General features: G+C 69.7%; 11 protein-coding genes. 1 reads left to right on the top strand and 10 read right to left on the bottom strand.

All coding sequences use genetic code 11. The features are described 5' to 3' along the window. Window positions 1-5: 5 nt before the first annotated feature. Window positions 6-2759 (bottom strand): FtsK/SpoIIIE family DNA translocase, encoded by a 2754-nt coding sequence (locus HJG52_RS00100; protein ID WP_171241568.1) that lies wholly within the window; start codon window positions 2757-2759, stop codon window positions 6-8. Window positions 2760-3157: 398 nt separating this feature from the next. Between HJG52_RS00100 and HJG52_RS00095 the strand changes: the two genes are divergently transcribed. Further along, entirely contained in the window at window positions 3158-7798 is a 4641-nt protein-coding gene (locus HJG52_RS00095; RefSeq protein ID WP_171241567.1) for an FtsK/SpoIIIE domain-containing protein, read from the top strand. A gap of 51 nt (window positions 7799-7849) precedes the next feature. Here HJG52_RS00095 and HJG52_RS00090 read toward each other — a convergent pair whose 3' ends face one another. From HJG52_RS00090 to HJG52_RS00050, 9 genes are all read right to left on the bottom strand, one after another. Continuing rightward, complete coding sequence (locus tag HJG52_RS00090; protein WP_171241566.1) at window positions 7850-8893, bottom strand: hypothetical protein; 1044 nt, start codon at window positions 8891-8893, stop codon at window positions 7850-7852. 10 nt (window positions 8894-8903) lie between these two features. Beyond that, window positions 8904-9131, bottom strand: a complete 228-nt coding sequence (locus HJG52_RS00085) for a hypothetical protein (RefSeq protein ID WP_171241565.1) — start codon at window positions 9129-9131, stop codon at window positions 8904-8906. A 112-nt stretch (window positions 9132-9243) separates the two neighbouring features. Further along, complete coding sequence (locus HJG52_RS00080; RefSeq protein WP_171241564.1) at window positions 9244-9567, bottom strand: hypothetical protein; 324 nt, start codon at window positions 9565-9567, stop codon at window positions 9244-9246. A 290-nt stretch (window positions 9568-9857) separates the two neighbouring features. Further along, a complete protein-coding gene (locus HJG52_RS00075) occupies window positions 9858-10274 on the bottom strand; it encodes a hypothetical protein (RefSeq protein WP_171241563.1) in 417 nt (138 codons plus the stop codon). A 103-nt stretch (window positions 10275-10377) separates the two neighbouring features. Further along, window positions 10378-10656, bottom strand: a complete 279-nt coding sequence (locus HJG52_RS00070; RefSeq protein WP_171241562.1) for a hypothetical protein — start codon at window positions 10654-10656, stop codon at window positions 10378-10380. Between the two features lie 85 nt (window positions 10657-10741). Further along, a complete protein-coding gene (locus HJG52_RS00065; protein ID WP_171241561.1) occupies window positions 10742-11449 on the bottom strand; it encodes a glycohydrolase toxin TNT-related protein in 708 nt (235 codons plus the stop codon). After that, the gene (locus tag HJG52_RS21480; protein WP_171241560.1) at window positions 11446-13143 is read right to left on the bottom strand and encodes a glycohydrolase toxin TNT-related protein; all 1698 of its coding nucleotides are present in this window, start codon (window positions 13141-13143) and stop codon (window positions 11446-11448) included. Before HJG52_RS21480 ends, HJG52_RS00065 begins: the two co-directional genes overlap by 4 nt. Continuing rightward, window positions 13140-13796 (bottom strand): hypothetical protein, encoded by a 657-nt coding sequence (locus HJG52_RS00055; protein ID WP_171241559.1) that lies wholly within the window; start codon window positions 13794-13796, stop codon window positions 13140-13142. The genes HJG52_RS21480 and HJG52_RS00055 overlap by 4 nt, the downstream gene beginning before the upstream one ends. After that, window positions 13793-14122, bottom strand: a complete 330-nt coding sequence (locus HJG52_RS00050; protein ID WP_171241558.1) for a type VII secretion target — start codon at window positions 14120-14122, stop codon at window positions 13793-13795. Before HJG52_RS00050 ends, HJG52_RS00055 begins: the two co-directional genes overlap by 4 nt. Window positions 14123-14265: the final 143 nt, after the last annotated feature.

Here is a 14265-nt window from a genome sequence, read left to right as displayed (position 1 = left end):
CGTCGTCAGTCGCGGTCGCCCCGGCCAGTCAGCTCCCACGCGTCCTGCGACTCAGGCTCCTCCGGCACGCCCGAGTACTGCGCGGCGACCGGGTCACCGGCATACGGGTCCTCGCCGAGGACGACCTGACCGGACTGGAGCCCCGGATCGGGGCCGAGCGGCACCTCGTCAGTGCGCTCCACACTCTCGGTGCCCGAACCGGACGCCTGGCCGTCGAACACGGGCTCGGCCTCGGGCACGTCCTCGCCGCGCATCAGGGCCAGCGTGGTCGGCAGGTCGTCGGGCTTGACGAGCACGTCGCGCGCCTTCGAGCCCTCGGACGGCCCGACGACGCCACGCGACTCGAGCAGGTCCATGAGCCGGCCGGCCTTGGCGAACCCGACGCGCAGCTTGCGCTGGAGCATCGAGGTCGACCCGAACTGGGTCGTCACGACCAGCTCGGTCGCCTGGAGCAGCAGGTCGAGGTCGTCGCCGATGTCATCGTCGATCTGCTTCTTGGCGGCGACGACGGTGACGTCCTCGCGGTAGTTCGGCTTGAGCTGGTCGGTGACGTGCTTGACGACGTGCTGGATCTCCGACTCGGTGACCCAGGCGCCCTGCACGCGCATCGGCTTGCTCGCGCCCATCGGCAGGAACAGCGCGTCACCCTGACCGATGAGCTTCTCGGCACCGGGCTGGTCGAGCACGACCCGGCTGTCCGCCAGCGAGGACGTCGCGAAGGCCATCCGCGACGGCACGTTCGCCTTGATCAGACCGGTGACGACATCGACCGACGGTCGCTGGGTGGCCAGCACCAGGTGGATGCCGGCCGCCCGGGCGAGCTGGGTGATGCGGACGATCGACTCCTCGACGTCACGCGGCGCGACCATCATCAGGTCGGCGAGCTCGTCGACGATCACCAGCAGGTAGGGGTAGGGCTGGATGACCCGCTCCGACCCCGGGAGCGGCTTGACCTTTCCGGCGCGCACCGCCTTGTTGAAGTCGTCGACGTGCTTGAACCCGAACTGCGCGAGGTCGTCGTAGCGCGTGTCCATCTCGCGCACGACCCACTGGAGCGCCTCGGCGGCCTTCTTGGGGTTGGTGATGATCGGCGTGATGAGGTGCGGGATCCCCTCGTATGCCGTGAGCTCCACTCGCTTCGGGTCGACGAGGACCATGCGGACCTCGTCCGGCGTCGAGCGCATGAGGATCGAGGTGATCATCGAGTTGACGAACGACGACTTACCGGCACCGGTCGCACCGGCGACGAGCAGGTGCGGCATCTTCGCGAGGTTGGCGATGACGTAGCCGCCCTCGACGTCCTTGCCGACACCCATGACCATGGGGTGCTCGTTGCCCCGCGCGGCCTGGCTGCGCAGGACGTCACCGAGCGAGACCTTCTCGCGGTCGGTGTTGGGGATCTCGATGCCGATGGCGGACTTGCCCGGGATCGGGCTGAGGATGCGCACGTCGGCCGAGGCGACGGCATACGCGATGTTCTTGGAGAGCGCGGTGACGCGCTCGACCTTGACGCCGGGGCCGAGCTCGACCTCGTAGCGCGTGACGGTCGGACCGCGGGTGAAGCCGGTGACCTGGGCGTCGATGTCGAACTGGTCGAGCACCTGGGTGAGCGACTCGACGACGCGGTCGTTGGCGGCGCTGCGCGTCTTGTGCGGCGATCCCGGCTCGAGCAGGGCGTTGTCGGGCAGCGTGTAGGTGACGTCACCGGCGAGCGCGAGCTGCTCGACCCGCTGCGGCAGGGGCGTCGTCGGCGGCGCCTCGAGCGGCACCTTGGCCTCGACGGGGCCGGGCTTGGCGTTCGAGGCAGCGGGCGGTGCGCCTGCGGCTCCCGCCGTCGCCGGTGCCAGCACCCCGGGCTGGGTCGGCCGCTTCTCGCCGGGCCGGAACCGCTTGCCGTCGGGGGCGACGACCGCTGCCTGCTCGAACGCCTCGTCGCCCTCGAGCGGCTCCTCGAGGTCTGCGGCATGGCTGGTGCGGCGGCGACGCTTCGGCTTGGCCGGCTCCTCGGCCGCGACCTCGGGTTCGGGGGCGCCACGGTGCAGAAGGTGGTCGCGCAGCTCGGTGAGCCGCTGCGGGATCTGGTGTACCGGTGTGGCGGTCATGACCAGGATGCCGAAGAAGCCGAGCATCAGCAGGATCGGCACCGTGCCGTAGACGGACACCGCGGCCTCGAGCGGGCTCGAGGCGAGGAAGCCGATGATGCCGCCGGCGTCGCGCATGGCGTCAGCCCCGCCGGGAGGTTCGGGTATGCCGGCCGCGACGTGGGCGAGACCGGCGGCGGCGAACGCGACGGCACCGAGGCCGATGCCGATGCGCGAGTTCGCGGCGCCTTCCTGGGGTGCCCGCAGGAGGCGGACGCCCAGGAAGAGCAGGGCCAGGGGCACGGCATACCCGACGCGGCCGAAGGTGCCGGCGACGACGGCGTGGATGACGTCGCCGACGACGCCCTGGATGCCCCACCACTCGCGGGCGGCGACGAGGATCGACAGGGCGATCAGCAGGAACCCGAGGCCGTCGCGGCGGTGCTCCGGCTCGAGCTCGCGCGCGCTCGTGCCGACCTTGCGCACCGCTCCCCCGGCCACGTGGGCCATGCCCATCCAGGTGCCCTTGACCGCGCGCAGCGGCAGGGGCAGGCCACCACCACGGGGCTTGCCGCGGGCGGCGCCGCTGCGGGGCGCGGGGGCCTTGCGGTTCGCGGGTCGGGTCGCGGTGCCGCGACTGCTCGAGGCACGCGAGGTGGTGGACGGACGTGTCGCCATGATCCGCAGGCTACGCGAACGCCACACCGGACACACGCGTCACACGCGTCACGGGAGTGATTTCTCGTGCTCACCCGAACGGTCGACGCGCCCGTCTCCCCTTCGGCCGGGACCCCGCGACAGGGGTATGCCGCGTGCGCGCCGGGTGCGACCGTGGTCCTGCGTCTGGCGGGGCCGGCGCCGGCGGGCTCGGTCTCGTCGGCGCCGGCGCACTCAAGGCGGCCGAACCGGGTCAGGGCCTGGTGGTCAGGGCCTGCCGGTCAGGGCTTGCCGGTGATGAGGGACCACACCACCCAGCCCCACCCCACGAGGAAGAGCAGCGTGGCGACGACACCCCAGACCGAACGCATGACCCGACCCTATCCGGGGCAAACCACCGCACAACTAGGCTGATCGCCATGCGCGTCACCGTCACCATCGTCGATCCCCGATGGGACCTGCACGAGGACGTCGTCATCGACGCCGAGGACTCGACCCCGATGCGCGACGTCATCGCCGAGCTGCTCGCGGTGGCGGCCTCACCCTCGAGCGACGAGGTCGGCGCGGCAGCGGGCGAGCTGGTCAACCTCGACGACCTGCGCGCCGCCCGGGGGAAGGGACAACCCGACCGCACGGTCGTGCCAGTGGGAGGCGGAACCGTCGCCACGGCGGTTTCCCCCGGCGCCGGCTCACCCACCCTCTACCACCGGGGCGAGCCCCTCGACCCGGACGTGCCGCTGGCCGAGTCGGGCCTGCGCGAGGGGTCGGTCGTCACGATCGGTGACCCGCTGGCCTCGGTCGTGGACGAGCCCGAGGGTGTGGTGGAGGTGCGGGTCGTCTCTGGCGAGGGGGCGGGCATCGTGCACCGCCTCGGCGTCGGTGAGGCCACGATCGGCTCGGACCCCGCCTGTGTCGTGCCACTGGCCGACCCCCTCCTGCCTGCGGTCACTGCGCTGGTCACGGTCCGCGCCGACGGCACCGTCCAGGTCGCGCCGGCGAGCGGCGCCATGGAAGCCGTCACCGCGGCATACCCCCACCTCGACACACCCCTCGCCCTCGACCGCGCCCCCCTCGACGGGTCGGCTCCCCCAGCGGACCCGGACGCCAAGGAGGACAACGGCAAGGACAGGCCGGCGCGCAAGGAAAAGCCGGCCAAGGGCTCCAGCACCCCAACCGGGCCCCTCACCTGGCCGGTGGGCGGGCAGGTGACGATCGGCGAGACGCTGCTGGAGCTTGAGCAGGTGACCCCCGCCGATGCTGCGGTCGAGGACAGCCCCGAGCCCGGCTGGGTCGACTACAACCGCCCGCCCCGCCTTCTGCCGCCCGGGCGCAAGACGGCGTTCAAACTGCCGGCACCGCCGAGCGAGCAGGCCAAGGGTGGGCTGCCGTGGCTGGTCATGCTCGCCCCGCTGGCCCTGTCGATCGTGCTGGCTCTGGCGATGAAGCGCCCGTCGATGCTCATGATGGGCCTGTTCTCGCCGGTGATGATGCTGGGGTCCTACTACCAGGGCAAGAAGCAGGGCAAGGTCACCTACCGCCAGCAGCTCACCGAGTACAAGGAGCGCAAGGCCCGCATCGAGGCCGACGCCGAGCAGGCCGTGGTCGACGAGCGGCTCGCACGGCGCAACGACGCACCCGACCCTGCGACCGCCCTCCTCATCGCCACCGGGCCACGCGCGCGGCTCTGGGAGCGCCGCCGCACCGACCCCGACTACCTCGCCGTGCGCGTCGGCATCGGTGACCTCGAGTCCGAGGTCACCGTCGACGACCCCGAGGAGCTCGAGCACCGCAGGCAGCAGAGCAGGATCGCGTATGCCGTGCCGGTCACCGTGCCCATCGCCGAGCGTGGCGTCGTGGGCATCGCCGGCCGGGGCACGCTGCCGCGACGGCTGGGCGCCTGGGCGGTGGCCCAGGTCGGGGTGATGCAGAGCCCGCGCGACACCCAGGTCTACGTCCTGACCGACGCCGAGGGGGCGCGCGACTGGGACTGGCTGCGGTGGCTGCCGCACGCTCGGCCCGGTGCTGGCCAGGACACGATCACCACGATCGGCACCGACGCGGAGACGAGCGCGCGGCGCATCGCCGAGCTCACCGCCATGCTGGCCGCCCGGAAGAAGGCCGCTGCCGACCGTACCGGCGGAGCCACCATCGGTGACCCGGACGTCGTGGTCGTCTTCGACGGCGCTCGCCGGCTGCGCTCCCTGCCGGGTGTGGTCGCAATCCTCAAGGAGGGGCCCGCGGTCGGCATCTACTCGTTGTGCCTCGACGCCGACGAGCGGCTGCTGCCGGAGGAGGCGTCGGCCGTGGTCGTGGAGACGCCGCGAGGCGTGTCGATCCGCCAGCAGCGGATCACCGTGGTCGACGACGTCAACCCCGACCTCGTCGACCTGCCGTGGTTCAACCGCACGGCCCGGGCCTTGGCCCCGCTGCGTGACATCTCCGGCGGCGACAGCGACTCGGTGCTGCCCTCGGCCTGCCGGCTCACCGAGGTGATGCAGCTCGAGCCGCCATCGGCAGACCTGATCGGGGCCCGGTGGGCGGTGTCGCCGAGGTCGACCGAGGCGGTCGTCGGCATCTCGCTCGACGGGCCGTTCGCCATCGACATGCGGCGCGACGGGCCGCACGGGCTCATCGCCGGAACGACCGGCGCCGGTAAGTCCGAGCTGCTCCAGACCATCGTCGCGTCGCTGGCAGTGGCGAACCGGCCGGACGGCATGACCTTCGTGCTCGTGGACTACAAGGGTGGCGCGGCGTTCAAGGACTGCGTCGACCTGCCGCACACCGTCGGCATGGTCACCGACCTCGACACCCACCTGGTCGAGCGGGCGCTCACGTCGCTGGGTGCCGAGCTCACCCGGCGCGAGCACATCCTGGCCGAGGTCGGCGCGAAGGACATCGAGGACTACGTCGACATCGCGGCCAAGCGCACCGGGCTGCCCGACATGCCGCGGCTGCTCATCGTCATCGACGAGTTCGCTTCTCTCGCAAGGGAATTGCCCGACTTCGTCACCGGTCTGGTCAACATCGCACAGCGTGGTCGCTCGCTCGGCATCCACCTGATCCTCGCGACCCAGCGGCCGTCCGGTGTGGTCTCGCCGGAGATCCGGGCCAACACCAACCTGCGGATCGCACTGCGCGTGACCGACGGCACGGAGAGCTCCGACGTCATCGACGCCCCGGACGCGGGCCTGATCTCCAAGAGCACGCCGGGACGCGCCTACGTGCGTCTCGGTGCGCAGTCGCTCGTGCCGTTCCAGTCGGGGCGCGTGGGTGGCCGGCGGCCGGGCACGGTGGCCGCCTCGACGGGCACACCGTGGATGACGCGGATCGGGACTTCCGCGCTGGCCCAGCCCGCCCCGACCAAACCCCGGCAGGAGGCCAACACCGACGCCGAGGTCACCGACCTCACCGTCCTCGTGGCGGCCATCCGGGAGGCCAACGACACGCTGGGGCTTCCCCAGCAGCACAGCCCGTGGCTGCCTGCGTTGACGACCGAGGTGCAGCTCGACGAGCTGCTGGAGTCCGTGACGGTGCCGCCGGCCCCACAGCTGGCGTCGGTGCCGTTCGCGATCGAGGACATCCCGGCCGAGCAGGCACGCCGTCCCGCCGCCCTGGAGTGGGACACGTTCTCGCACCTGTCCATCGTCGGTGGCCCGCGCAGCGGCAGGTCGCAGGCCCTGCGGACCATCGCGGCCTCGATCGCGCGGCTCACCAGCCCGGCCGATGTCCACCTCTACGGCCTCGACTGCGGCAACGGCGCCCTGCTGCCCCTGACCGAGCTGCCACACACGGGCGCCGTCGTCCAGCGCACCCAGACCGACCGCGCCACAAGGCTTTTCGCGCGGTTGATGGCCGAGCTGGCGCGTCGCCAAGAGGTCCTGGCGGGCGGCGGGTTTGCCGACCTCGACGAGCAGCGGTCCTCTGTCGCCGAGGACGAGCGACTCCCCCACATCGTGCTGCTGCTCGACCGCTGGGAGGGCTTCCTCGGCAGCCTCGCGGAGCTCGACGGGGGCAGCCTCAACGAGGATGTCCAGACGCTGCTGCGCGAAGGCGCCTCGGCCGGCATACACCTCGTGATGACCGGTGACCGGCAGCTCGTCAACGCGCGCATGGCCTCCCTCGTCGAGGACAAGATCGCGCTGCGCCTGCCCGACCGCAGCGACTACGGTCTCATCGGCCTGCGCGCCACCAAGCTGCCGGAGGACGTGCCCGAGGGGCGCGCCTTCCGGGCCGAGACGGCGATCGAGCTCCAGTTCGCGCTGCTGGGTGACGACGCGAGCGGGCAGGCACAGGCGGCCGCGTTGCGCGCGATCGGCGCCGAGGCAACCAAGCGGTATGCCGACGTGCCCAGGTCGCAGCGCGCGTTCCGGGTCGACGTGCTGCCCAGCCGGATCGGGTTCGACGAGGCGTGGGGCTACCGCGAGGACGCCGAGGCCAGGCCACTGTGGGCCATGGCCGGCGTCGGTGGCGACGAGCTCACGGCATACGGCTTCGACCTCGCGCGCACCAACGTGGCCGTCGTGGCAGGACCACCACGATCGGGGCGCTCGACCGCGCTGCTGGCGATCGTGGAGTCGCTGCTGCGCGGTGGCTCCGAGGTGGTCGTCGCAGCACCGCGCCCCTCCCCGTTGCGCGACATCGAGGGCCGGGACGGCGTTCGGGCGGTGCTCACGGGGGTCGAGCTCGAGGACGATGACCTCGCGCGCGTCATGGACGAGGGCGACGGGCCGGTCGTGCTGGTCGTCGACGACGGCGAGCTGCTCAAGGACGTCGAGGCCAAGGACTACCTGAAGTCGCTGATCCGGACGGGGGCGGACCGGGGCCGAGCTCTGGTGCTGGGCGGCGACTCCGCCGAGGTGGGCAGCGGGTTCAGCGGCTGGCAGGTCGACGCCAAGGGCCGGCAGGGCATGCTCATCTCGCCGCAGGGCATCACCGACGGTGAGCTGATCGGGGTGCGCGTGCCGCGCTCGTCGCTGGGTGCCCAGCAGCAGGCCGGCCGGGTCATGGTCAACGTCGGTGACGGCGAGCTACGGATCGTCCAGGTGCCGCTGCCTGACTGAGCGGCAGCTGGCTCCGGGTGGCGCTGGCGAGGCTCGCCACCGGCTGGTGGGTCACTGGAGGAAGGTCGGCACCTTCTCGCGCGGCTTCTTGTTCCACCGCTTCCACCAGCCGCGCTGCGCCCGCTGGGCCCATTTGCCCGGTGACTCGGTGCCACCGAGGAGCGACGGGTCACCGTGCGGGCAGACCACGGCCCAGCGGTCGCCCTGCTGGCGCAGCTCGTGACCGTCGGTGAGGAGGAACTCGAGGTCGATCGCGTCGACGTCGAGCGGGTACTTGAGCACCGCGGCGGGCTGCCCGTCGATGAGTGCCGTCTCGAGGCTGGCCACGGTGTTGCCCCGGGCCTCCTCCGCGACGAGCACGGCGGAGAGGTGACGCACGGCGTTGCGGGCCGGCCCCTCGAACTTCGGCACCCCGATCCGCGAGTAGACGGGAAGGCGACGTTGGACCAGCTGCTGCGCCTCCCCCGGCAGGCTGGCGAACGTCGTCACCGAGATCGCCCCCAAGGTGTCCGGTGTGGCACCCAGCGCGCGGTCGAGGGCGGCCATCACGTCGTTGATCGCGGCGCCTGCATCGGCGCCCGGGACCACCACGACGACGCCCTCGGGCTTGGCGTCCTGGAGCTGGAACCCGAGGAGCCACAAGGCCTGGATGTTGCTGGAGGACTTCGCCGCCCGGTTCAGCTCCTTGCGCAGCCCCTTGCCCTGCTCGATGCGCGGGAAGTCCTCCCACACCAGGCTCGCGAGCCACGGCACCAGGGTCGCGTGCGGTCGCAGCTCGTCCACAGTGTCGGGCAGCAGGGTCGACCACCGCGGCGTGCCGGGGTCGACCCACACGCCACTGCCCGGCGGCAGGTTGCCGAGCACCTCGAACACGTGCCCCTGCTTGAGCTCGTACCCCTCCGGCATGCCGGCCCGCGCAGCATCGAGATCGGTGAAGCAGACCCACATGACGCTGCCGTCGGGCCCACTGCCCGCGAGCAGCCGCCCGTCCTCGCGGTGCACCGGGAACACCACCGAGCCCCGCAGGAACTGCCACGGGCTCACGAAAGCCGGCCCCGCGGCATACCCGGTCTCTGGTCTGTCCTCGTCGCTCACGCCCGCCCCCTCATGACGAGCCATGATCCCACGCGCGGCGACCCTCGCTCGGGTTGTCCACACCGGGCAGCATGCCCACGAAGTCGCGGCAGGCGTCCGCCTCCGAGGCGAAGTAGCGGGCGTCGTCGAACGAGCCGCGCTCGAAGTAGGCGACCCGCCACCGACCGTCGTCCAGGTGGGTCAGCGTGAAGACGTTGTCGCGCCCCGGTTTCCCGTCGGCCTCCGTCCCGATCACCACGTTGGGTATCCGCCCCGGCCGGCTGCGCAGCCACACACGCACCTCCTCGACCGTGGTCGGCAGCCATCCGGCTTCGGAACTACGCTCCGTTGGCTTCATTCGGCTTGCTCTCCTAGACCGCTCGTTGATGCTGTGCGCCCTGCGACCACGTGCGCCACCAGGCGCGCAGACTTCGCCGAGCCCACCACCCCGGTTCCTCAGTACCTCCGATGAGCGAGTAGCGCGCGTGGTCACACGTCACGAACCACGTGCCGTCTTCCTCCTCGATCCGGTGCCCGTCAGCCAGGATGAACTCAGCCTTGATGGCATCGACGTCGAGCGGGTACCTGAACTGCGTCCAGTACTGCGGCGCCCGAAAGTCGAGTTCCTCCGCCATCACCCGGTTGCCGCGCAGGAACTCCGACTGCGTGATGGCCGCGAGGTGCTCCAGACCCATCTGGGGATCCATCATTGGTCCAGGTCACCGACGAACGTGGTCCGGGGCTGGTCAGCGTTATCCGTCCCGATCAGCACGCTGGGTGCCCCCTCATCAAGCTGCCGAGCCTCCATGTACGCGAGCAACTCCGCCGGACTCATGTCGTCGAAGTCATTCAAGAGGAACTCTTCCTCGGCCGGTTGCCGATCACGCTCGGACAAGCCTGAGCGCCGACAATCGCTCGGGGGCCCGCTGTCGTAGGGCTTCGGACATCGGGTTGTATGCCGTCTCTGAGGCGGGCTCGACGTTCATCAGTTCCCCTCTAGGCGCCGGCTCCAGAGCGCCATCTGGCTGTCCAATGAGTCCTCCACGAAGTAGCAAATGCTCGCACCATGACTGGGCTGATCAAAACGACCGGACGCAAGCGCGGCGTCCGGATTGGACAGGTCCCAGAGCAGCACCTCCATTCGTTCATTTGCTCGTGGCAGACGCCAACGGTTGCTTCCACGTCGCGTCACCACAACCGTCTCGGCCTCGGCGGTCGACGTCATCACCAGCTCAACTTGGGCGTACTGCTTCAGCCAGTGTGTACGCCCGCGTACCACTCTTTCGACCAGACACACGCGTGGCACGTCCCACATAGGGTGCTCGCTGCTACGAAGAATCAAGGCCACGGGCTCAATCAATCCCCGGGTCTTGGGACAAACGTTCCGGGCTGAGTAGTCCACGGCTCATTCTTGCGACCCCCGCACCAACACACGAACGGCCCGCTCACCGCGTCGAACAGTCGTGCAGCCTCACTCGCCAGCGGAAACCACCGACCGGCTCGGGTCACGACTGCGCGCCCCCGAACCGCTCCCACGCCCGCGATGCCTCTGTGACGTCCCGCCTGGGCGCGACCATCTGCACGAAGTCAAGGCACGCGGCGGCCTCATCGGTGAAGTAGCGCGCATCGTCGTAGCTGCCACGCTCGAAATAGGCGACCATCCAGCGGCCATCGTTCAACTGGACGAGGCAGTACACGTTGTCGTAGCCAGGCTTCCCCTGTGACTCCTCCCCGATGAAGGTGGCACCAACCCGGGCGCCTTGGGAGCTGAGCCAGTTCCTCACTTGTTCCACGGTTTCGGGTCCGTGATCCGGAGGGTTACCGCTCAGTCCCTCATACCCATCAGACCCGGCCGGATAGCCCGACATGTCAGGAGCCATCGATGCCCTCACCTTTGATCGAGGAGTCGATCGGCGAACGCTCCTCTAGGTCGAGGCTGAGAGCCGTGAGGTCGCCGCGCCGAAGCGCGTCTCGAACCGTGTCATGCTCACTACGCAGTCGGAATACGACGCCCCCGCCAGGTTGCTCGAAGGCGGGAGCTACACGGGCCGCCAGCACGTCGATGGGGCGGACCACTCCGAATGCGGTCAGCCCGAGGTCCCGGCGACTCGGGTCGAGTGCACTCGGCGGCAGCGACCGTTGGGCGAAGGGCAAGCCTGCAGGGTAAAGGAGGAAGCCATCCAGGTCACCGAACCGGTCAACCACCATGCCTGCCGGCAGGGAAGTCTCAACGACATATCCGTTGTCGAGCCCTGCATCCAGTGAAGCCGCGGATCGTGCCGCCTCAGAGCACCAGGACTGCCAGTCCTCGCGGGTCACCCGCCGTGCGTTGACCGGCTCGGGTCGTAGCCGGCGCACGACGGTGGCTACCGCCTCCCTGAGATCCGGCTTACGGAACAGTCTCCGTGTCTGACCGTAATCCCAGGCAAATACGTCAACGGACGACCCATCTGCGAAGTCCATGACGATGCTGCCCATCCTCGGGTCCACCAAAGGGTCTCCGGGAAGTCGGACGTCCCGCACTGTGGCTCCCACCGCGGTGAGCGCGGCTCGAGCATCAGCCAAGTCCAAGCTCACCCGACAACCTCCTTGAGGTACCCCTTGTCGATCAGCCACTGTACGTTGACGCGCTGACCCACTCCCTCTGGGATGAGGCTGCCGTTGACGAAGACTTGCAGCCCTCCGCCGGGCTGGCCCATGGCCGGGGCGATGTAGCCGACCTCCGCGGGGAACTGTCGCAGGACTTCGTACTGGTGGTATCCGAAGTTGGGAACCGATCCGTCCAGGCTTGACGGCGGAAGGCCTCGCTCCGTAAACGGCGTACCCGGCGGTGACAGATAGCGGCCGTCCGGCGGACCGAACCTGTCGAGTACCTCTCCCGGGAACATATCCATGGAGACCCGCTCACCATCGAACCCGTTGTTGGGCACAAGGTCCCAGTTGTAACCGCCCTTTCCGTTGCCCCACGCGGTCGCGAACTCCTCCGGAGACATTCCTCCGAATCGGTCGTACCCCTGGAGGAGATCACCCACTACGCCGTCCGAGGGCAGATCGAGAGCGCCGACATTGAGACCGCCGTCGAGGTACATGTTGGGAGCCCGCACCGCCGTGGCAGCGTGTGCTCCCTCCGTTGCTACCTCCCCGGCTCGGCCGAAACGGAGGGTGAGGCTGAGAAGTCCCGCCGCAGTGAACTCTCGCAAAGTCGTGCGGACCGTTGAGCCCATGGCTCGGACGGCTGAGGCCATCGAGGTGATCGCGGTCTTGGCCGAGGACGCAATGTGCAGCCCGGCACCGAGCAGGCCACCAGCCTTGAACGCGGACTTCAACGCCGCCAGCGTGGTCAGGCCCTTGGTCCCCGGGATGCAGCTGAGCGCGGCCAACGCGACGTCCCACAGCGATGCTTGGCCCTTCAGGTACTTCATGATCGTGTCCGCCAACACCAACAACGCCGCCGCGAACACCACCCACGCCAACGGACCACCAATGATCAACGCCACGATCCCCAACACCGCCACCACAATCTTGGCGATCTTGATGATCACATCCCACGCTTCAGCCGCCCAGTCCTTGAACTTCTCCCACCGCGACCGCTCCGGAATCCCCGCATCAGACGCCTCACGAATCCGACCCGCAGCCGTCTTCGCATCCGCCACCCGCAAACTGCTCGCCTCAAGAGCCAGCTGCCGCGCCGCATCAAGCCGCGACTGCGCCGCCACCACCGCAGCATCCGCCGCCCGCGCCGCCGCCTGCGCCGACGACAACCGCTGCTGCGCTGCCCGCACCTGCGACTCCGACGGCAACTCCACCCCCGCCGGCGGCGACGAATCCGCATACTTCTTCGCGGTCGCCAACACACTGCTACCAGCCGCCGACTCCACCCCACCCGACGCCGCCGACGCCGCAGCCTGCGCCGCCTCCAAATCAGCCCGCGCCGCCCGACCCTTCACCAACGCCCGATCCGCATCCCCCTGATGCACCTCCAACCGCCCAGCCCACCAACTCAGAGCATCACTGGCCTGACGGTACGAGTTCTTGCACTTACCCAACTGCCCCGGCAAATCCCCCGTCTTCTCCCGAAACGCATCCCCCGCCTCACCAACCCACTTACCAATCGCCTCATCACCAATCAGCGCACGAAGCTTGCCCTCCGCATACTCCGCATCATCCGCCAACCCACCCCACGACCTAGCCATCGACCGGATCGTCACCGGATCACCCGGAGTCGGATCCGACCCCAGATCCAACACCCACCAATCAGACGGACGACTCACGCCGAAACCCCTCCCTCACCCAGCGGCACCACACGGAACGTCCCGCTCACCGCGTCGAACAGGTCGTGCAGCTCACTCGCCAGCGGGACCACCGGCGAGCTGCACGACACCAGGAACACCTTGTTGACCCCGGGCACCGGGACCATGGTCTGCATGAAGACGGTCCGCACGTACCCCGCGCCACCGTCGAGCTCGACGTCCTCCACCCCGTAGGACCGCGCGCACGGACCGACGTCGGGGATCTGCACCATCGTCGCCGACGACCAGGGCTCGAGCTCCTCGGTCTTCGGCACGACCTTCAGCTGCTCGAGCATGAAGCCGGCCGGGTCACCCTCCGCGGTCGCTCCCACCGGGCCGCGCACCAACGACACGACGACCGAGCCGGTGATGGGACCCTCGTCCGTGGGTTGCACGAAGCTGGCGCAGTATGTCGCGCCCGCCTCCCAAGCGGTGCGGGCCTGCTGGCGCAGCAACCGGATGATGCCCTGCCGGGCATCCCACATCGGCTGGTTGCCGCGCACCCGGTCCTCGACGAGGACGCGGATGCTGTCATCACGCGTCGCGGGGTTGACGTCGATCTCGAACCACGAGTCGGGCACCGTGATGGCGAACCCGACCCGTCCTTCCAGACCTGCGACTGCCGGCCCGCTCACTGGGCCTTCTGCGGGGAGCCGCCGCCGCTGGCGGGCTTCATCTGGTCGCGCAGCTGGCGGTCGAGCTCGCCGTCGACCTGCTCGTAGGCCTTGACCGACTCGTCCAGCACTTCCTTCATGGCCTTCATGTTCTTGTCGATCTGGCCACGGCCGTCGTCCCAGTTGTTCTCGAACGAGTCGAGCGCCTCGTAGACCTCGGCCGCACCGAGGTCCCCACGGGCGGCCTCGATGACCTTGCGGGTCGCGTTGAGGTCGTTGGTGACGGTGGTCAGGGTCGACGACAGAGTGCGCAGACCGTCGAGGTCGACGACCAGCTGGTCAGCCATTGCTTACTCCCCCACAGAGATTCGTCAAAGAGTCGGTATGCCGCGAAGTCACCGCGGCGAGTGCGGCACCGCGGGTGCCCACCCGGCATACCGTGCCGTGGTGGGCACCACGCGGAGCCCGAGGGTGCGGCGCGAACGCCGCA

The sequence above is a fragment of the Knoellia koreensis genome (assembly GCF_013041615.1).
GTDB lineage: Bacteria > Actinomycetota > Actinomycetes > Actinomycetales > Dermatophilaceae > Pedococcus > Pedococcus koreensis.
Note: the sequence above shows the minus strand (reverse complement) of the source record. Positions and strands in the feature narration are given on the sequence as shown.